The sequence below is a fragment of the Enterobacter cloacae complex sp. ECL414 genome (assembly GCF_021869685.1).
GTDB classification, from domain to species: Bacteria; Pseudomonadota; Gammaproteobacteria; order Enterobacterales; family Enterobacteriaceae; genus Enterobacter; species Enterobacter kobei.
This window is the reverse complement of record NZ_CP091481.1, coordinates 3998734-4017334: the sequence shown is the minus strand read 5'-3', so window position 1 is coordinate 4017334 and position 18601 is coordinate 3998734. Positions and strand designations below refer to the sequence as shown.

The window sequence follows — 18601 nt, the reverse complement described above, 5'->3', positions numbered from 1 at the left end:
TGGCCACAGGTGAAGTATAATTGTCAGCTGTTGGGGCTTCAGAGGTCGCTATGCTATATATTGTTCGTCTTATTCTTACCGTTATCTACTGTATTCTGGTCTGTGTTTTCGGCTCAATTTATTGCCTGTTCAGCCCGCGCAATCCTAAGCACGTTGCCACCTTCGGCCATATGTTCGGCCGCCTTGCACCGTTGTTTGGTCTGAAGGTTGAAAAACGCCTGCCTGAAGGGGCAGAGAACTTCGGTAATGCCATCTATATCGCCAACCATCAAAACAACTACGATATGGTGACGGCCTCCAATATCGTTCTGCCGCCGACCGTGACGGTGGGGAAAAAGAGCCTGCTGTGGATCCCGTTTTTTGGCCAGTTGTACTGGCTGACCGGTAACCTGCTGATCGATCGTAATAACCGCGCAAAAGCACACAGCACCATTGCGGAAGTGGTGAATCATTTTAAAAAGCGCAAAATATCCATCTGGATGTTCCCGGAAGGAACGCGTAGCCGTGGGCGTGGCCTGCTGCCGTTTAAAACGGGCGCTTTTCATGCCGCAATTGCGGCGGGTGTTCCAATTATTCCTGTGTGCGTTTCCAATACTTCGAATAAGATTAATCTCAACCGCCTGAATAATGGTCTGGTGATTGTCGAAATGTTGCCGCCTGTCGATACCAGCAAATACGGTAAAGACCAGGTACGCGAGCTGGCAGCACATTGCCGCGAGCTGATGGCTCAGCGTATTGCGCAGCTGGACAAAGAAGTCGCAGAAAGAGAAGCCGCCGGTAAGATTTAATCCGGCGTTAAAGGGAAAACGAATTCCCGCGTTGTTAGTCGTTTCAGATGGAGCTTATATGTCACTCAGTCGGCGTCAGTTTATTCAGGCTTCGGGGATTGCCCTCTGTGCGGGTGCGATGCCGCTGACAGCCAGCGCCGCCGGGCAGCAACAGCCGCTACCCATTCCGCCGTTGATTGAATCCCGTCGCGGCCAGCCGCTATTTCTGACGCTACAGCGCAGCCACTGGTCTTTTACCCAGGGCACGCGCGCGCAGGTATGGGGCATTAACGGGCGCTACCTCGGGCCAACCGTTCGCGTGTGGAACGGCGATGACGTTAAGCTCATTTACAGCAACCGCACCACTGAAAATGTTGCCATGACCATCAGCGGTTTACAGGTTCCAGGCCCGCTGATCGGTGGCGCGGCGCGCATGATGTCTCCCAACGCCGACTGGGCACCCGTCCTGCCGATCCGCCAGAGCGCGGCAACGCTGTGGTATCACGCCAACACGCCTAACCGCACGGCGCAGCAGGTCTATAACGGTCTGGCCGGGATGTGGCTGGTGGAAGATGAGGTCAGCAAGTCGCTGCCGATCCCGAACCACTACGGCGTGGATGATTTCCCGATCATTATTCAGGACAAGCGCCTGGATAACTTTGGCACGCCGGAGTACAGCGAGCCGGGGAGCGGTGGCTTTGTTGGCGATACGCTGCTGGTAAACGGTGCGCAAAGCCCGTATGTCGAAGTTTCCCGCGGTTGGGTGCGTCTGCGTTTGCTTAATGCCTCTAACTCCCGTCGTTATCAGCTGCAGATGAGCGATGGCCGCCCGCTCCACGTGATCTCCGGCGACCAGGGCTTTTTACCTGCGCCGGTCTCCGTTAAGCAACTGGCGCTGGCGCCGGGGGAACGTCGGGAAATTCTGGTGGATATGACCAACGGGGATGAAGTCTCTGTCACCTGTGGCGAAGCCGCGAGCATTGTTGACCGTATTCGCGGGTTCTTCGAGCCGTCGAGCATTCTGGTCTCCACGCTGGTGTTAACCCTGCGTCCAACCGGCCTGCTGCCGCTGGTCACCGATAGCCTGCCGATGCGTTTGCTGCCGCAGGAGATCATGGGCGGTTCGCCGGTGCGCAGCCGTGATATCAGCCTGGGCGACGATCCGGGCATCAACGGCGCGCTGTGGGACGTCAACCGTATCGACATCACCGCCCAGCAGGGCACCTGGGAGCGCTGGACGGTCCGTTCAGATATGCCGCAGTCGTTCCATATTGAAGGGGTGTCATTCCTGATCCGTAACGTCAACGGTGCGATGCCGTTCCCGGAAGATCGCGGCTGGAAAGATACCGTCTGGGTGGATGGTCAGGTCGAACTGCTTGTCTACTATGGCCAGCCTTCGTGGCCGCACTTCCCGTTCCTGTTCCATAGCCAGACGCTGGAGATGATGGACAGGGGCTCCGTGGGGCAGATGTTGATCAACCCCGCGCCATAACCCCCTGACATTCCCGGTTCGCCGGGAATGTGTTATGCCCGCCAGAAAAAGCGCGAGAACAGAATCAGCACCGGGTAGATTTCCAGACGCCCTAAGATCATCGCCGCGCACATCAGCAGTTTTGCCCCTTCGGTTAAGGTGCCAAACGTTGATGCTGTCTCGCCAAAACCCAGCCCCATATTGTTGATACAGGCGGCAACCGTGGCGAATGACGTAAACAGGTCATAGCCCATCAGATTAAGCGCCCAGACAAAAAATCCGGTAATCATCACGTAGAGAAAAAAGAAGCTCCATACCGAACGCAGAACGCGTTCATTCACCACGCTTTTGCCCACCTTAATACTCAGCAGCGCGCGCGGATGAGCCAGCTGATTCATCTCCTGAATACTCTGCTTAAACATAATGAGAAAACGCAGCGCTTTGATCCCGCCGCAGGTCGAGCCGACGCAGCCACCAAAGAAGCTGGCGCTCAACAGTAAAAAGATGGTGTGGGCAGGCCATTGGGCATAGTCGGCCGTCGCGAGACCGTTATCGGTCATCATCGAGCTGGCAAGGAAGAAAGCGTGTACCAGGCTATCCGTGGGGTTGTACATTCCCGCATGCCAGACCTGCCAGGCGGTAATGAGGATAATCACCGCGGCGGCACTGAGAAAGAATTTGACCTCCGGGCTGCGGCGGATCGGTTTCAGGGTGCGTCTGACAATGGCGACGTACCAGAGGGTAAAGTTAAAGGCAGAAAGCAGCGAAAAGGCCCCGGCAACCAGTTCAATTGCGTGGCTGTCATAAAAGCCAATGCTCTCGCTGCGGGTAGAAAACCCGCCCAGTGACACAGTTGAAAGCCCGTGACAGATGGCGTCAAAAACGGGCATCCCCGCCAGCCAGTAGGCCAGCGTGCAGGTCACGCCCAGCGCGAAATAGGTCAGCCACAGGGTACGCGCAGTATCGGCAAGCCGGGGCGTCAGGCGCTCCTCTTTGAACGGCCCGGGCATTTCTGACTGATACAGCTTCATGCCCCCGATGCCCAGCAGCGGCAGTACTGCGACGGCCAGCACGATGACGCCTAACCCGCCAATGAAGTTGAGCTGGGCGCGATAATAAAGGTACGACTTAGGCAGGGCGCTGACGTCCCCGATCACCGTTGCCCCGGTGGTGGTGATCCCGGACACCCCTTCGAAGAGCGCATCCGCAAAAGAGAGATGCAGACCATCATCCATCCATAGCGGCATGGCGCTGATCACTGAAAACAGCAGCCAGAACAGCACAATGATCACGAAACCGTCACGGGTGCGCAGCTGTATGCCGGCGTGACGGGTCGCCCGCCAGGTTAACCCCCCGAGGCTGAAAAAGGTCAGAAACGTGGTTAAAAACGCAAAGTAGGTCCGCTCTTTGTGCAGCAGGGCAATGACCATCGGCGGCAGCATTGAAAGGCTGTACAGCAGAACCAGGAAACCGCAGAGGTGGAGCACAACCCGCAGTTGAGACACATGTAACGAATCGTTGAACTTCACACGGAAACTCCACGCCAGAATGCCTCCCGGCGGCAGAGAACCGGAGGCGTCAGGGGTAATTATGATGCAAAATTAACAGTGCGCTGTATTTTAACGACTTCCGCGATTTTATGTCTGCTTCCTGCATCCTTTTCTTCAAATTGGATGGATGAACAGCGTATAATCCCGCTCCTTTTGTCTATTTTTTCTTCGGAAGCATTATGAGCGCTATTTCCCTGATCCAGCCGGATCGTGACCTCTTCTCCTGGCCCCAGTACTGGGCGGCCTGCTTTGGACCGGCGCCGTTCCTGCCGATGTCCCGGGAAGAGATGGACCAACTTGGCTGGGACAGCTGCGATATCATTCTGGTCACAGGCGATGCCTATGTTGACCATCCGAGTTTCGGCATGGCCATCTGCGGCCGTATGCTCGAAGCGCAGGGCTTCCGTGTGGGGATCATCTCCCAGCCTGACTGGAACAGCAAAGACGACTTTATGCGTCTGGGTAAACCGAACCTGTTCTTCGGCGTGACCGCGGGCAACATGGATTCGATGATCAACCGCTATACCGCCGACCGTAAGCTGCGCCATGACGATGCCTATACGCCGGATAACGTGGCGGGCAAACGTCCGGACCGCGCTACCCTCGTCTACACCCAGCGCTGTAAAGAAGCCTGGAAAGACGTGCCGGTGATCCTGGGTGGCATTGAGGCGAGTCTGCGCCGCACTGCGCATTACGACTACTGGTCAGATACCGTTCGCCGCTCGGTGCTGGTGGATTCCAAAGCCGATATGCTGATTTACGGCAACGGTGAACGTCCGCTGGTGGAAGTGGCGCATCGTCTCTCGCAGGGTGAACCGGTGAGCAGCATCCGCGACGTGCGCAATACCGCCATCATGGTGAAAGAGGCGCTGCCGGGCTGGAGCGGGGTGGATTCCCGCATCATTGATATGCCGGGCAAAATCGATCCTATCCCACACCCGTACGGCGAAGATTTGCCGTGTGCGGATAATAAACCGGTTGAGCCAAAGAAAGCGGAAGCAAAGGCGATTGTCGTGCAGCCGCCGCGCCCGAAACCGTGGGAAAAAACCTACGTGCTGCTGCCGTCTTACGAGAAGGTGAAGGCTGACAAAGTCCTCTACGCCCATGCGTCCCGTATTTTGCACCACGAAACCAACCCGGGCTGTGCCCGCGCGTTAATGCAGAAGCACGGCGAGCGCTTTATCTGGATCAACCCGCCAGCGATCCCGCTCTCCACCGAAGAGATGGACAGCGTCTTTGCGCTGCCGTACAAGCGCGTACCGCATCCGGCGTACGGCAACGCCCGCATCCCGGCGTATGAGATGATCCGTTTCTCGATCAACATCATGCGCGGCTGCTTCGGCGGGTGCTCATTCTGCTCTATTACCGAGCACGAAGGCCGTATTATTCAGAGCCGCTCTGAAGATTCGATCATCAATGAGATCGAAGCGATTCGCGACACGGTGCCAGGCTTTACCGGTGTGATCTCCGACCTTGGCGGTCCAACCGCGAACATGTATATGCTGCGCTGTAAGTCGCCGCGCGCGGAGCAAACCTGCCGTCGTCTCTCCTGCGTCTATCCGAGCATCTGCGAGCATATGGATACCAACCACGAGCCGACGATCAATCTCTATCGTCGTGCCCGCGACCTGAAGGGCATCAAGAAGATCCTGATTGCCTCGGGGGTGCGTTACGACATCGCCGTGGAAGATCCGCGCTACATCAAAGAGCTGGCGACCCACCATGTGGGCGGCTACCTGAAGATTGCGCCGGAGCACACCGAAGAAGGTCCGCTGTCGAAGATGATGAAGCCGGGTATGGGCAGCTATGACCGCTTTAAAGAGCTGTTCGACACGTATTCAAAGCAGGCGGGCAAAGAGCAGTACCTGATCCCGTACTTTATCTCCGCGCACCCCGGCACGCGTGATGAGGATATGGTGAACCTGGCACTGTGGCTGAAGCAGCGTCGCTTCCGTCTGGATCAGGTGCAGAACTTCTACCCGTCACCGCTCGCCAACTCGACGACCATGTATTACACCGGCAAGAACCCGCTGAGTAAGATTGGCTACAAGAGTGAAGAGGTGGTGGTGCCAAAAGGGGATAAACAGCGTCGTCTGCATAAAGCGCTGCTGCGTTATCATGACCCGAAAAACTGGCCGCTGATCCGCCAGGCGCTGGAAGAGATGGGTAAAAAACACCTGATCGGTTCACGCCGCGACTGTCTGGTACCGGCTCCGACGCTGGATGAGATGCGCGAAGCGCGTCGCCAGAACCGCAATACGCGTCCGGCGCTGACCAAGCACACGCCGATTGTGCATCAGCGTTCGAACGGTAATTCGAATGCGAAGAAGCCCGTGAAGCGCAAAGCGTAAATAAAAAACCCCGGCAAGCCGGGGTTTTTTATGTAGACACGTAGGCCGGGTAAGGCGAAGCCGCCACCCGGCTTTTTTTAACCGCCAAACTGATCCGGGTCCGGCCCTAAGCGTTTGCCCTTCTCCAGCTTCGCAATCTCACCCAGCTCATCTTTGTCCAGGCGGAAATCCCAGACGTCGAAGTTCTCGGCAATACGTGATGGCGTGACTGATTTCGGAATAACGACCAGGCCGTTGTCCAGATGCCAGCGAATGACGATCTGTGCGGGCGTTTTGCCGTATTTATCCGCCAGGTCGCGGATGATTTTCTGATCGAAGACCCCCTCGCCACCCTGCGCCAGGGGGCTCCAGGATTCGGTCTGGATCTTGTGGGTCGCATTCCAGGCGTGAAGCTGGCGCTGCTGCATCAGCGGGTGCAGCTCGATCTGGTTAATCACCGGTGCGATGCCTGTCTCATCAATCAGGCGCTGCAGGTGATGAACCTGGAAGTTACAGACGCCGATGCTTTTCACCAGACCCTCTTTTTGCAGTTCAATCATCCCTTTCCAGGCATCAACATAATGGTCGATGGCGGGAACCGGCCAGTGCATCAGATACAGATCGACGAAATCGAGCTGAAGTTTCTCCAGACTCTCCTGCAGGGCTTCGCGAGGGCGTTTTTGATCGTCATTCCACAGTTTCGTGGTAATGAATAATTCATCGCGGGGGACGCCGGCGCTGGCCAGTGCAGTGCCTACGCCGTCCTCGTTTTTGTAGGCGGCGGCGGTATCAATTGACCGATAGCCGACTTCCAGGGCTTTATGAATGGCGGAGACGACCTCGTCGTTACCGGCTTTCCATACACCTAGCCCCAACTGGGGCATCACGTTGCCATCCTGCAGCTTGATTACGGTTTGGTTTGCCATTTTTCCTCCTTCAGGTGCGCATCGCCGGAGGGGGGCTCCGGCGATGGGGTGTGCATTAAGTCTGGACGAAATGTCAAAAAACGAAAGTCGGGAGGACAAAAACGCTTAGCGTGCCGCTTCGTAGATACGGCGGCTGACGTCCAGCGTAATGTCACCGTGCTCGCCCAGTTGGGTCATGCCGTGCGCGTCGAGTTTCTCCAGCAGAGCAGGGATAGAACTGCCATCCAGGCCGTAGCCAGACAGGCGCGTTGGTACGCCCAGGCTTTCGAAGAAGTTGCGTGTCGCTTCGATGGCCGCGTCAATACGCGCATCGTCAGAACCCTCGGTGATGTTCCACACGCGCTCTGCGTACTGCAGCAGTTTGGCGCGTTTGGTATCCCGTTTTTCGTTCCACAGCGCAGGCAGAACCACCGCCAGCGTCTGAGCGTGATCGAGACCGTGCATCGCCGTCAGTTCGTGACCCAGCATGTGGGTCGCCCAGTCCTGCGGCACGCCAGCGCCAATCAGACCGTTCAGCGCCTGCGTAGCCGCCCACATGACGTTGGCACGAACGTCATAGTTTTCCGGCTCTTTCAGCGCTTTCGGACCTTCTTCAACCAGCGTCAGCAGAATGCCTTCCGCGAAACGATCCTGAATTTTGGCATTCACCGGGTAGGTCACGTACTGCTCAACGGTGTGAACAAAGGCATCAACCACACCGTTCGCTACCTGACGTGCAGGCAGGGTATAGGTGTAAACCGGGTCGAGGATAGCGAAGACAGGCTGCACGTGCTCGTTCATAAAGGCCTGTTTGTCACCGGTGGTTTTACGGGAGATCACTGCGCCTTTGTTGGATTCGGAACCGGTGGCTGGCAGGGTCAGCACGGAGCCCATCGGGATTGCGCTTTTAATGTCGCTGCCGCGGGTTTCCAGGATGTGCCACGGGTCAACGCCGTCAGCGTAGTGCGCTGCCGCCGCGATGAACTTCGTGCCATCCAGAACGGAACCGCCACCGACCGCCAGCAGGAAAGTAATGCTTTCTTCACGGGCGATTTTCACCGCATTCATCAGCGTTTCGTAAGACGGGTTTGGCTCGATGCCGCCGAACTCACGCACGTCCAGACCGTCCAGGGCGCTGTAAACCTGATCCAGCACGCCGGTTTTTTTCACGCTGCCGCCACCGTAGGTGATCAGGACACGCGCATCAGCGGGGATCTGCGCACGCAGATCAGCGATGGCGTCTTTGCCAAACAGAATGCGGGTTGGGGTGTGGAGATTAAAGTTGTTCATTGCTCGTTCCCTTTAGTGGGTGAAAAACCGTGGAGGCACTGATGCCTGCCTGATGCTGCACATTGTGGCGCTCCGGGACCAGGCTCTCAATGCACATTTCTGCCAATGTCTTGCCCATTTCTACAGAGCGCTGGAGAAACGTCGGGAAAGTGCGCAAACTGTGAAAGTCGGAAAACGTACCCGGAGTAACGAAAAATGAACCGTGAAGCGATCTGCCATCAGCTTACCGCGCAGATTAAGAGACTGATAGATAATGAAAATAGTGTCAGCGATCAGTTGCCTGATATTCGTCTGCTCTATGGCACGCAGCCCGGGACGCGCACGCCAGTGATGTACCAGCCGGGCATCGTTTTTCTCTTTTCGGGCCATAAAATTGGTTATATCAATGACCGCGTGTTCCGCTACGACACCAATGAATATCTGCTCCTGACAGTACCTTTACCCTTTGAATGTGAAACTTTCGCGACAGAGGAGGTCCCGCTGGCGGGTATTCGCGTTAATGTCGATATCCTTCAGCTGCAGGAACTGCTGATGGAGATAGGCGAAGATGAACTCTTCCAGCCGTCGATGGCTTCAAGCGGGATTAACTCGGCCACGCTGTCTGAAGAGATCCTGTGCGCCATCGAGCGTCTGCTGGACGTCATGGAGCGGCCGCTGGACGCGCGTATCCTGGGCAAGCAGATCATTCGCGAAATTCTCTATCATGTGCTGCTGGGCCCTGGCGGGGGAGCGTTGCTGGCGCTGGTGAGCCGACAGACCCACTTCAGTCTGATAAGCCGCGTGCTCAAGCGTATTGAGAGCCAGTACACGGAAAACCTCAGCGTCGATCAGCTCGCCGCGGAAGCGAACATGAGTGTCTCGGCGTTTCACCATAACTTTAAATCGGTGACCAGCACCTCGCCGCTGCAATACCTCAAGACCTACCGGCTGCATAAGGCGCGGATGCTGATGATCCACGACGGCATGAAGGCCAGCGCGGCGGCAATGCGGGTGGGCTATGAGAGTGCGTCGCAGTTTAGTCGGGAGTTTAAGCGCTATTTCGGCGTCACGCCGGGAGAAGATGCGTCGCGTATACGAACGATGCAGGGCGCCTGACGAGAAACGTAGGCCGGGTAAGGCGTAGCCGCCACCCGGCTTTTGTTTATGCGCTGCAGTACTTTTTCTTAATCACCACCGCAATGGTTCCCACCAGGCCTGCAACCAGCAGGACCATTGGCAGAACCATCAGGAAAGTCATCACCTGATCTTCATGGTGTTTCACAAAGGGGATCATATTCAGCGCGTAGCCTAACGTGGTCACGACCCCCACCCACAGCAGGCCGCTCAGCCAGTTGAAGAACTGAAAACGGCGGTTCGACAGGCCGGAAATACCCGCCATGGTGGGCAGCAGGGTGCGAATAAAAGCCAGAAAACGTCCGGCCAGCAGCGCCAGCAGGCCGTGTCGGTCAAACATACAGGTCGCCCGCTGATGGTATTTATGCGGTAACTGCGCCAGCCAGCCTTTTACGACGCGCGTGTTCCCCAGCCAGCGGCCCTGCAGATAGCTCAGCCAGCAGCCCAGGCTCGCGGCAGAGGTGAGGATAACCATCGTTGGCGTAAAGTCCATAACGCCTTTACCGATCAATGCCCCGGCAAGCAAAAGCAAACTGTCACCGGGTAAAAACGAGGCTGGCAGTAATCCATTTTCCAGAAACAGCGTTGCGAACATCACGAAATAGACGACGCCTATAACGTGCGGATCCGCCAGTGCGGCAAAATCATGTTGCCAGAGCGCCGCGATAATATCTTGAATAACAGCCATGGACTTTCCTGTGGAACAGCAGAGATAACGCTATTGTACTCCCAATTATACCTGCCGGGATTGATCGCAGGCGCAACTCATGCAGACTTTTCTGCTTGCAGTGTTAAGAAAAGCGTCCGGGGAGTACATTTTCAGCGAGCACTCTACACGATACGTTCAAACCCTGCTGATAAATCCGCAATTAAATCGTCCACATTTTCTAAACCGATGTGCAGGCGAATCAGGGTGCCGCTGAAGTCCACTTCGCCGCCAGGGCGCAGAGCCGCGATTTGCTCCGGCTGATTAGGCAGGATCAGGGACTCAAAACCGCCCCAGGAGTAGGCCATGCTGAAGAGGGTAAAGTGATCCAGATAGTTTGCCAGTTCGTCATTATCTAGCCGTTTTTTAAGCACAAATGAGAACAACCCGCTGCTGCCCGTAAAGTCACGTTGCCAGAATTCATGGCCTTTACTGCCCGCAAGCGCAGGATGATTAACGCGCTCAACCTGTGGATGCTGAGCCAGCCACTCTGCCACTTTCAGGCTGCTTTCATGGTGTTGACGCAGGCGAACCCCCAGCGTGCGGATACCGCGGCTGGTCATGTAGGCCGTATCTGCATCGACCATCTGGCCCATCAGGTAGGCATTTTCACGCAGCTGATCCCAGCAGCGCGCGTTAGATACTGCTGTGCCAATCATCCCGTCTGAATGGCCAATCAGGTATTTCGTCGCCGCCTGAATCGAGATATCAATGTCGAATTCCAGCGCTTTAAACAACACGCCCGCCGCCCAGGTGTTGTCGATCATGATGATCGCCTCCGGCGCTTTGCTGCGCACGGCCTTCACGATAGCCGGTACGTCGTGCACTTCCATGGTGATTGAACCGGGAGACTCCAGGAACACGATGCGCGTGTTTGGCTGAATAAGTTCGGCAATGCCTGCGCCAATCAGCGGATCGAACCACCCGGTAGTGACGCCGAGTTTACTGAGGATTTTGGTGCAAAAGTCCTGGCTGGGTTCATAGGCGGTGTTGGTCATCAGGATATGGTCGCCCTGTTCCACAAACGCCAGAATGGTATTGGCGACCGCAGCCGCACCGCACGGGAACAGCGCGCAGCCCGCACCGCCTTCCAGCTCGCACATCGCTTCCTGCAGAGAAAAATGGGTTAGCGTGCCGCGACGGCCATAAAACAGCCCGCCTTTTGCGCGGTTACGCGTGGCGATTTTTTTCTCCTCAACGGTGTCAAACACCAGGGAGGAGGCGCGTTGAATCACGCTGTTAACCGAACCCTGCGTATATTTTTTGCTGCGTCCGGCCTGTACCAGCGTGGTATCAAGATGCTTCTTAGTCATGTTCGCTAACCCTGTTTTTATACGTCTGGACGTCCAGACTACCACGATTGTGAAAAACTGCACCCGCATGCTTATCGAATAAGCAGAAAATATTAGCAAAAAACCGCATAAGAAATTTTTACTGCGTAAGCGCAAGGAAAGTGAGCGAAAATTACGGCACCATGCAAATACTAATGAGAACTACTATCAATTCGACGGCGTTTTGATATTATTACGTTCAGATTTTGTGATTTGCGTCCTGGAGATACAGAGTGGGTAATAATTTGATGCAGACGGATCTCTCCGTTTGGGGCATGTATCAACATGCTGACATCGTGGTTAAGATTGTGATGATCGGCCTGATTCTGGCGTCCGTTGTCACCTGGGCTATCTTCTTCAGCAAAAGCGCCGAGCTGCTTTCGCAGAAGCGTCGCCTCAAGCGGGAACAGCAGCAGCTGGCAGAAGCCCGCTCTCTGGATCAGGCGTCTGATATGACCTCATCCTTCCACGCAAAAAGCCTGACCACCCTGTTAGTGAACGAAGCGCAGAACGAGCTGGAACTCTCCGCTGGCAGTGAAGATAACGAAGGCATTAAAGAGCGTACCGGTTTCCGTCTGGAGCGTCGCGTTGCGGCCGTTGGCCGACACATGGGACGTGGTAATGGTTATCTGGCTACCATCGGCGCAATTTCGCCGTTCGTCGGTCTTTTCGGTACGGTCTGGGGCATCATGAACAGCTTTATCGGTATCGCTCAGACTCAAACCACCAACCTGGCGGTTGTTGCGCCCGGTATCGCAGAAGCGCTGCTGGCGACGGCGATTGGTCTGGTCGCGGCGATTCCGGCAGTCGTTATCTATAACATTTTCGCGCGTATGATTGGCAGCTACAAAGCCACGCTCGGTGACGTTGCCGCTCAGGTTCTGCTGCTGCAAAGCCGCGATCTCGACCTGAATGCCAGCGCCGTGAAACCGGTGCATGCGGCGTCTAAACTGCGCGTAGGTTGATATTATGGCGATGCGTCTAAACGAAAATCTGGACGATAACGGTGAAATGCATGAGATCAACGTGACGCCGTTTATTGACGTCATGCTGGTTCTGCTGATTATCTTTATGGTCGCTGCGCCGCTGGCGACGGTGGACGTGAAGGTGAATCTGCCGGCCTCGTCCAGCCAGCCGCAGCCGCGCCCGGAAAAGCCCATCTATCTTTCGGTGAAAGCGGATAAATCGATGTTCCTGGGTAACGACCCGGTAACGGATGCTTCGGTTATTCCGGCGCTGGATCAGCTAACCGGCGGCAAGAAAGACACCACAGTCTTCTTCCGTGCGGACAAAACCGTCGACTACGAAACCATGATGAAGGTGATGGATACGCTGCATCAGGCGGGTTATCTGAAGATTGGGCTGGTCGGCGAAGAGAAAGCGGCCAAAAAATAGTAAAGAAGCTGGCGTAAGCCGGCTTTTATTATGTCTGTCGGTTTATGCGTTTTTATTATCCGTCTGCGCGGCAGAGGAGGTTGCCAGCGTGTCTTCGTCGAGCGCAACGCAGGTGACGTTTGAGGTACGGTACTCACCGGCTGACAGCTTGCGCGTCAGGCGCAGGGTGGCGACTTCTCTGGCAAGCAGATACTGATAGTTGGCCTCGAGCCGGCCCAGCAGCTTCTCTTTCAGCTCGGGGTGCTGCTCGATGAGGCTATTTATCACCGCACCGTAAATCTCTTCTTTGACCTGTAGCGGGTAAATCTCGCGGCGATTCTGCCATTTCAGCCGCACCAGCGTCGCCGGAATCGATACCAGGTCTTGCGTAATACGCGTCATCTCGATATTTTTTGTGTTTCTCAGGGCGTCGAGATTTTGCTTTAAGATAAATTCATCACTTTTTTTATCATCTAAAGTCAAATAAACGTCGTTGTCTTTAACTTCTTTCACGTTAATCTTCCCCAAGGGTATAAAAAATAGGGTTGTTTTTTTCACGCGTAATTAGATTAAGCCAAATTTCATTGCCCGCTTCATTTATTTCTTTTGTTTTTTCAGCCATTATTTGACTTAGTTTCTGGGCATCTATTTCGCCTTCAGCCTGGAGGTCATTCAGCAGGTGGACGAAGGCCTCAATTTTTATAGCGCGAAATAAGCGGTCTTTTATATGGCGATCGTGCTCCTCCAGCAACATATTACGGGATTTGCCAGTGCGGGAAACACCAATTAATATATCAGGCTCGAAATCGGAGAGCTTTCTTTTCCCCTGAGTGAAACTGGCCTTTTTTTCTTCTTCCGTCGGTTGCTGTTCCACAGGCGTAATGTGGTACTTAGCCGGGACGAGATAGTCGGGCAGCATTTTTTAATTTCCTTTATTTTCAACAGGGTGGGGTTGGTAAAGGCGTGAGATTCGTTGACAATATCATGAGGCAATTTTAAAATCAAAAAAAATGGAGCCAACCCATGAACAGCATCTTTTTTACGGTCATCACATTACTATTACTGACCGCTGGTGTGCTTTTATTGATGCAGGAGTTCAATAAAACGAAAGTGTCGAAAGACACCAGTGAACCTCCACAGCCTGAACTGATGACAAAAGAGGAAGGTGAAGACCATTTCTCTGTTTTGATGAACTCTGTTACGCCTGTGTGGTACTGGCGGGTGAATCACGAATATATCGACTTTTTACACGCGACAATTAAGCGTATGAAAATGTCCGAAATTAATGACACGCCCGGTCTGTTTGAGGCGCAGCGTCGTTGCAGCGACCTGAATTCAGCGGTTTATAAATATTACGACAATATCAAAAAGCGCTGTCTTAACGGAGAGAAGGTCTCGTATTCAGACCTGGACGTATTAAACCTTCGCCAGTGTTTTCGTGAGTTCAGTCTGGAAGCCTACCCCGAACTTGTGGTGCTGGTCTGGCCGGAGTATGCGCGTTCGGAGGTTAATCCAGACAACGTCTAAGTCATGAACAGTTGAGTTCTTGCAAATAGCCAGCGCCGTTGAGATATACTGGGCGCTGGTTTCTTTTGCAAACAGGACTTTATGGAACGCTTCTTTGAAAATGCCATGTACGCCTCCCGCTGGATACTGGCTCCCGTCTATTTTGGCCTTTCGCTGGCACTTATCGCGCTGACGATTAAGTTTTTTCAGGAAATCCTGCATGTTCTGCCGAACATTTTTTCCATTGCCGAAGCGGACCTGATTCTGGTTCTGCTGTCGCTGGTGGATATGACCCTGGTGGGGGGATTGCTGGTGATGGTGATGTTTTCCGGCTACGAGAATTTTGTCTCCCAGCTTGATATCGACGAGCGCAAGGAGAAGCTCAACTGGCTGGGCAAAATGGATGCCTCGTCGCTGAAGAATAAAGTGGCAGCGTCGATTGTGGCGATCTCCTCTATCCACCTGTTGCGCGTGTTTATGGACGCGAAGAATGTCCCGGATAATAAACTGATGTGGTACGTGATTATCCACCTGACGTTTGTGCTGTCGGCGTTTGTGATGGGGTATCTGGATAAGATCAGTAAGAAGTAAAGTGCATATCCCTCTCCCCAGAGGGGAGAGGGCATCAATCTGCACTATTTATCCGACGACGCCTGCCACAGATTCAACTCCCCATCCGCAACATGCTGGTCAATCCGCGTGAGTTCGTCCTCTGTAAAGCGCAGGTTATCCAGCGCCCGCACGTTCTCCTCAAGCTGTTCCGGACGGCTTGCACCAATCAGCACTGACGTCACGCGCGCATCTTTCAGTAACCAGCTCAACGCCATTTGCGCCATGGTCTGGCCACGCGCCTGTGCCATCTCATTGAGCAGACGAAGACTGCTCAGGTTGGCGTCGGTCAGCATCTTCTCTGTCAGCCCGCGCACCTTATGCCCTTCTCGCTGCATGCGTGAACCTTCCGGAATGCCGTTCAGGTATTTCCCGGTCAGCAGACCCTGCGCCAGCGGGGTAAAGGCAATACACCCCGTACCGTTTGCTTCCAGCGCATCCAGCAATCCGGTCTTATCGACCCAGCGGTTAAGCAGGTTATAGGACGGCTGGTGGATGAGCAGTGGGATCTTCCACTCGCGCAGTAACCCGGCCATTTTTTGAGTGCGCTCCGTTGAGTAGGACGAGATCCCGACGTACAGCGCTTTGCCGCTCTGCACGGCGTGGGCCAGCGCTGAGGCCGTCTCTTCCATCGGCGTATTTTCATCCACGCGGTGGGAGTAGAAAATATCAACGTACTCGACCCCCATGCGTTTCAGGCTTTGATCGAGGCTGGCGAGCAGGTATTTGCGTGAACCGCCTGAACCGTACGGCCCCGGCCACATGTCGTAACCGGCTTTAGTGGAGATGATGAGCTCGTCGCGGTACGCGGCAAAGTCCTCTCGCAACAGGCGGCCAAAGTTCTCCTCTGCGCTCCCTGCCGGTGGGCCGTAGTTGTTGGCAAGATCGAAATGGGTAATGCCGAGATCGAAGGCTTTACGTAGCAGTGCGCGCTGGGCATCGAGAGGCTGGACGTGGCCAAAGCTATGCCACAGACCCAGCGACAGCGCTGGCAGGCGCAGGCCGCTCTTTCCACAATAGCGGTACTGCATGTTCTCGTAGCGGTCAGGGGAAGGGTGCCAGGACATGATGTCTCCTTTCTTATTTAATGAATTTTCGAAACAGCGTTTTTATTCTGCGTTTATCAAATCATAAATTGTTCACAGAAGCGATGACAGGGTTTAACCCCTTCATATTGAAAGGTAATAATTAACCCTGGCTGTGTGACCTGTGAAGCCGCGCTAATTAAAAATAATCACAAAAGGTTATAATTTCCGCGCTGCCTGCCGATAAAGAGAGGAGTACTCGCCTCTGGGCGAATTCACCCTCACGGCAAGGAAATCTTATGAATATGCTACGTAATTTCACGATCCGCTTCGTCATGCTGACGATTCTCGGGATCTTTTGTTTAATGTGGGCGGGCGTTGGGCTGTACAGCACCTGGTCTTTGTCACGCGTTTCAGAGGGCAATGAAGTTGATCGCCATCTGGTGAAACAGATGACGGTACTGAGCCAGGGCAACGATCAGTATTTCCGCTTCGTGACCCGCCTGAGCCGCGCAATGGAAGTCAAAGCCGCTGGCGGCACGCCCGATTTGTCCTCCGCCCAACAGGCGCTGGATAACATGGGCAAGAAACTGGCCGAGATGAAAGCGATGTCACCCGGCCCGATGGATGAGGCGATCGCATCCCGGGTGATCGGCTCCTGGCAGGCGCTGCTCGACCAGGGCGTGACGCCGCAAATGGCGCAGGCGAAGCAGGGGGCTCTGGAAGGCTACCGCCAGCAGGCCAACAACGTCACGCCACCGTTGAGCCGTGCGTTCGGTGCGGCTGCCGAGGCGTTCAACACTGCCGCTGCGAACACGCTCGACAGTACCCGCGTGGTGGTGGACGGCCTGACCAGTATGACCCGCACGGTGATTATCGTCGCCACGATTATCGGTCTGCTGATTCTGCTTTTTACCGACCGTTACCTGGTGGCGATGCTGGTAAAACCGCTGGAGCGTATCCGCCAGCAGTTCCGCCAGATTGCCCAGGGCGATCTCAGCCAGCCCATTGCGCCGTTCGGCCGCAACTGTGTGGGACAACTGGTTCCCCTGCTGAGTGCCATGCAGGACAGCCTGCGTGAAGCCGTCAGTACGATTCGCTCGGGCAGTGAAAATATCTGGCGCGGGGCGACGGAAATCTCCAGCGGCAATAACGATCTCTCTTCGCGCACCGAAGAGCAGGCTGCCGCACTGGAAGAGACGGCGGCCAGCATGGAACAGCTGACCGCCACCGTGAAACTGAACGCGGAAAGCGCGCGTCAGGCCAGCCAGCTTGCCGATGTGGCTTCAACCACTGCCAGCCGCGGCGGTTCGCTGGTGGAAGAGGTGGTTACCACCATGAGCGGTATTTCCGAAAGCTCGAAGAAAATTGCTGAAATCACCAACGTCATCAACAGTATTGCCTTCCAGACCAATATCCTGGCGCTCAACGCAGCCGTTGAAGCGGCACGCGCGGGCGAGCAGGGCCGCGGTTTCGCCGTCGTCGCGGGGGAAGTCCGTAATCTGGCAAGCCGCAGCGCCAACGCGGCCAAGGAAATTGAGGGGCTGATTGCTGATTCGGTTAATCGCGTAGAACAGGGGGCACAGCTGGTGGGCGACACGGGCACGACCATGGATGCCATCTTACGCGACGTGACGGAAGTGACGACCATTATGAAGCAAATCGCTTCCGCTTCTGAAGAGCAAAGCAAGGGCATTTCGCAGGTCGGGATTGCCATTACGCAGATGGACGGCGTCACCCAGCAAAACGCCTCGCTGGTGGAAGAGGTTTCCGCGGCAGCCGCCGCGCTGGAACGTCAGACCGAAGAGCTTCAGCGTTCGGTGCAGAAGTTCCGCCTGACGGCATAACACAACGTTACAAGGCCGCCTGATGCGGCCTTGTATTATCGTTTAACCCTGCTGTTGCAATTCGGGAAATCGGATATCCCGTTGCAGATGCCACTTCTGCGATACGCTTAAATGAGGGGTTACCGTTTGGTGAGAGTGATTTATAAAGTGATTCGCGAGAAATGCCAGCACGTTTTGCAATAACAGTCATCCCGCCAGAGGCTTCGATCACATGCCGTAAGGCGAGCATGAACGCCTCATAGCCTCCTGGCTCGTCAATTTCAATGAAAGCCTGGTGAAGATAGACGGGCGCGAAATCCGGAGAATCTTTCAGGAGTTGTACCATTGCGTCATCATGAAGTACTGATTTAGCCATTGCGATTTCCTCGTATATTCTGCGCTTGTAGTCGTTGAGGTACTAAACGGCCCTTTCAATGTCTGCATTTTGCTTTTTTTTCGTTCCAGTCAATAGCACCAGACTTACTGCGCCTTCTGCCGGATCGGAGACTTCACTAAAATAGACACGATAGCCGGGTCCCCGGTCAATTCTGAGCTCTGACACACTCTCTCTGCATGGTTTGCAATCGCCATAGTTACCCGTCGACATTCTGGCGACACGCGTGGCAATCATGGCTTTTGCTATGGGATCTTTCAAACTTCGCAGATATGCATCAAAAGGATCATATCCATCAGCTGTAATGTAGTGTTTAACGTTAGCCATTATTGTAGCCTGTAGTTTACGATAAGCAAAGCATTGTAATCTTCAGGCTACGACAGGCAATTGTTTGCATCGTAATA

At 54.8% G+C, this 18601-nt stretch carries 19 protein-coding genes; 9 read left to right on the top strand and 10 right to left on the bottom strand.

Translation table 11 applies throughout. The features are described 5' to 3' along the window. Window positions 1-50 precede the first annotated feature (50 nt). The gene (gene plsC, locus L3068_RS19265; protein WP_014885242.1) at window positions 51-788 is read left to right on the top strand and encodes a 1-acylglycerol-3-phosphate O-acyltransferase; all 738 of its coding nucleotides are present in this window, start codon (window positions 51-53) and stop codon (window positions 786-788) included. A gap of 58 nt (window positions 789-846) precedes the next feature. Continuing rightward, window positions 847-2259 carry a cell division protein FtsP gene (ftsP, locus tag L3068_RS19260; protein ID WP_023331309.1) on the top strand — a complete coding sequence of 471 codons (1413 nt, stop codon included), beginning with the start codon at window positions 847-849 and terminating at the stop codon, window positions 2257-2259. 32 nt (window positions 2260-2291) lie between these two features. Here the strand turns inward: ftsP and L3068_RS19255 are convergent, their stop codons facing one another. Further along, window positions 2292-3767: a TrkH family potassium uptake protein gene (locus L3068_RS19255; RefSeq protein WP_014885240.1), complete on the bottom strand. Its 1476-nt coding sequence runs from the start codon at window positions 3765-3767 to the stop codon at window positions 2292-2294. A 200-nt stretch (window positions 3768-3967) separates the two neighbouring features. On the opposite strand from L3068_RS19255, the gene L3068_RS19250 reads away from it, so the two are divergent. After that, on the top strand, window positions 3968-6139 hold the full coding sequence (locus L3068_RS19250; protein ID WP_023338788.1) for a YgiQ family radical SAM protein: 2172 nt from the start codon (window positions 3968-3970) through the stop codon (window positions 6137-6139). 77 nt (window positions 6140-6216) lie between these two features. On the opposite strand, the gene dkgA is transcribed toward L3068_RS19250, so the two are convergent. Together dkgA and yqhD are read right to left on the bottom strand one after the other, a co-directional pair. Continuing rightward, window positions 6217-7044, bottom strand: a complete 828-nt coding sequence (gene dkgA / locus L3068_RS19245) for a 2,5-didehydrogluconate reductase DkgA (RefSeq protein ID WP_014885238.1) — start codon at window positions 7042-7044, stop codon at window positions 6217-6219. Between the two features lie 105 nt (window positions 7045-7149). Beyond that, a complete protein-coding gene (yqhD, locus tag L3068_RS19240; protein WP_045268657.1) occupies window positions 7150-8313 on the bottom strand; it encodes an alcohol dehydrogenase in 1164 nt (387 codons plus the stop codon). A gap of 195 nt (window positions 8314-8508) precedes the next feature. Here yqhD and L3068_RS19235 point away from each other — a divergent pair, with 195 nt between their 5' ends. Then, complete coding sequence (locus tag L3068_RS19235) at window positions 8509-9408, top strand: AraC family transcriptional regulator (protein WP_014885236.1); 900 nt, start codon at window positions 8509-8511, stop codon at window positions 9406-9408. 46 nt (window positions 9409-9454) lie between these two features. Here L3068_RS19235 and yghB read toward each other — a convergent pair whose 3' ends face one another. Together yghB and metC are read right to left on the bottom strand one after the other, a co-directional pair. Further along, window positions 9455-10114: a DedA family general envelope maintenance protein YghB gene (gene yghB / locus L3068_RS19230; RefSeq protein WP_023338787.1), complete on the bottom strand. Its 660-nt coding sequence runs from the start codon at window positions 10112-10114 to the stop codon at window positions 9455-9457. 143 nt (window positions 10115-10257) lie between these two features. Continuing rightward, window positions 10258-11445 carry a cystathionine beta-lyase gene (gene metC / locus L3068_RS19225; RefSeq protein ID WP_014885234.1) on the bottom strand — a complete coding sequence of 396 codons (1188 nt, stop codon included), beginning with the start codon at window positions 11443-11445 and terminating at the stop codon, window positions 10258-10260. 251 nt (window positions 11446-11696) lie between these two features. On the opposite strand from metC, the gene exbB reads away from it, so the two are divergent. Together exbB and exbD are read left to right on the top strand one after the other, a co-directional pair. Next, entirely contained in the window at window positions 11697-12428 is a 732-nt protein-coding gene (exbB, locus tag L3068_RS19220) for a tol-pal system-associated acyl-CoA thioesterase (protein ID WP_014885233.1), read from the top strand. Between the two features lie 4 nt (window positions 12429-12432). Continuing rightward, complete coding sequence (exbD, locus tag L3068_RS19215) at window positions 12433-12858, top strand: TonB system transport protein ExbD (RefSeq protein WP_014885232.1); 426 nt, start codon at window positions 12433-12435, stop codon at window positions 12856-12858. Between the two features lie 42 nt (window positions 12859-12900). On the opposite strand, the gene L3068_RS19210 is transcribed toward exbD, so the two are convergent. Then, window positions 12901-13350, bottom strand: a complete 450-nt coding sequence (locus L3068_RS19210; protein WP_117582214.1) for a cytoplasmic protein — start codon at window positions 13348-13350, stop codon at window positions 12901-12903. Between the two features lies 1 nt (window position 13351). After that, window positions 13352-13756 carry a hypothetical protein gene (locus L3068_RS19205; protein ID WP_014885230.1) on the bottom strand — a complete coding sequence of 135 codons (405 nt, stop codon included), beginning with the start codon at window positions 13754-13756 and terminating at the stop codon, window positions 13352-13354. Window positions 13757-13860: 104 nt separating this feature from the next. On the opposite strand from L3068_RS19205, the gene L3068_RS19200 reads away from it, so the two are divergent. Next, on the top strand, window positions 13861-14364 hold the full coding sequence (locus L3068_RS19200) for an ESA_00282 family adhesion-associated protein (RefSeq protein WP_117582212.1): 504 nt from the start codon (window positions 13861-13863) through the stop codon (window positions 14362-14364). A gap of 81 nt (window positions 14365-14445) precedes the next feature. Beyond that, window positions 14446-14934 (top strand): TIGR00645 family protein, encoded by a 489-nt coding sequence (locus L3068_RS19195; RefSeq protein WP_014171606.1) that lies wholly within the window; start codon window positions 14446-14448, stop codon window positions 14932-14934. Between the two features lie 44 nt (window positions 14935-14978). Here L3068_RS19195 and L3068_RS19190 read toward each other — a convergent pair whose 3' ends face one another. Beyond that, window positions 14979-16019, bottom strand: coding sequence for an aldo/keto reductase (locus L3068_RS19190; protein ID WP_023331302.1), 1041 nt, complete (start codon window positions 16017-16019; stop codon window positions 14979-14981). Window positions 16020-16276: 257 nt separating this feature from the next. Here L3068_RS19190 and L3068_RS19185 point away from each other — a divergent pair, with 257 nt between their 5' ends. Then, window positions 16277-17824 carry a methyl-accepting chemotaxis protein gene (locus L3068_RS19185; protein ID WP_014885228.1) on the top strand — a complete coding sequence of 516 codons (1548 nt, stop codon included), beginning with the start codon at window positions 16277-16279 and terminating at the stop codon, window positions 17822-17824. Between the two features lie 7 nt (window positions 17825-17831). Here L3068_RS19185 and L3068_RS19180 read toward each other — a convergent pair whose 3' ends face one another. Both L3068_RS19180 and L3068_RS19175 read right to left on the bottom strand, forming a co-directional pair. After that, complete coding sequence (locus tag L3068_RS19180; protein ID WP_014885227.1) at window positions 17832-18179, bottom strand: helix-turn-helix domain-containing transcriptional regulator; 348 nt, start codon at window positions 18177-18179, stop codon at window positions 17832-17834. 42 nt (window positions 18180-18221) lie between these two features. Further along, window positions 18222-18524: a type II toxin-antitoxin system RelE/ParE family toxin gene (locus L3068_RS19175; RefSeq protein ID WP_063861899.1), complete on the bottom strand. Its 303-nt coding sequence runs from the start codon at window positions 18522-18524 to the stop codon at window positions 18222-18224. Between the last annotated feature and the right edge of the window lie 77 nt (window positions 18525-18601).

Excerpts from the sequence above, each read along its gene's own strand:
- L3068_RS19190 (WP_023331302.1), bottom strand. The coding sequence starts at position 16,019 with ATGTCCTGGCACCCTTCCCCTGACCGCTACGAGAACATGCAGTACCGC.
- L3068_RS19200 (WP_117582212.1), top strand. The coding sequence starts at position 13,861 with ATGAACAGCATCTTTTTTACGGTCATCACATTACTATTACTGACCGCT.
- exbD (WP_014885232.1), top strand. The coding sequence starts at position 12,433 with ATGGCGATGCGTCTAAACGAAAATCTGGACGATAACGGTGAAATGCAT.
- L3068_RS19180 (WP_014885227.1), bottom strand. The coding sequence starts at position 18,179 with ATGGCTAAATCAGTACTTCATGATGACGCAATGGTACAACTCCTGAAA.
- yqhD (WP_045268657.1), bottom strand. The coding sequence starts at position 8,313 with ATGAACAACTTTAATCTCCACACCCCAACCCGCATTCTGTTTGGCAAA.
- metC (WP_014885234.1), bottom strand. The coding sequence starts at position 11,445 with ATGACTAAGAAGCATCTTGATACCACGCTGGTACAGGCCGGACGCAGC.
- L3068_RS19175 (WP_063861899.1), bottom strand. The coding sequence starts at position 18,524 with ATGGCTAACGTTAAACACTACATTACAGCTGATGGATATGATCCTTTT.
- L3068_RS19235 (WP_014885236.1), top strand. The coding sequence starts at position 8,509 with ATGAACCGTGAAGCGATCTGCCATCAGCTTACCGCGCAGATTAAGAGA.
- L3068_RS19195 (WP_014171606.1), top strand. The coding sequence starts at position 14,446 with ATGGAACGCTTCTTTGAAAATGCCATGTACGCCTCCCGCTGGATACTG.
- L3068_RS19185 (WP_014885228.1), top strand. The coding sequence starts at position 16,277 with ATGAATATGCTACGTAATTTCACGATCCGCTTCGTCATGCTGACGATT.
- yghB (WP_023338787.1), bottom strand. The coding sequence starts at position 10,114 with ATGGCTGTTATTCAAGATATTATCGCGGCGCTCTGGCAACATGATTTT.
- L3068_RS19250 (WP_023338788.1), top strand. The coding sequence starts at position 3,968 with ATGAGCGCTATTTCCCTGATCCAGCCGGATCGTGACCTCTTCTCCTGG.
- dkgA (WP_014885238.1), bottom strand. The coding sequence starts at position 7,044 with ATGGCAAACCAAACCGTAATCAAGCTGCAGGATGGCAACGTGATGCCC.
- plsC (WP_014885242.1), top strand. The coding sequence starts at position 51 with ATGCTATATATTGTTCGTCTTATTCTTACCGTTATCTACTGTATTCTG.
- ftsP (WP_023331309.1), top strand. The coding sequence starts at position 847 with ATGTCACTCAGTCGGCGTCAGTTTATTCAGGCTTCGGGGATTGCCCTC.
- L3068_RS19205 (WP_014885230.1), bottom strand. The coding sequence starts at position 13,756 with ATGCTGCCCGACTATCTCGTCCCGGCTAAGTACCACATTACGCCTGTG.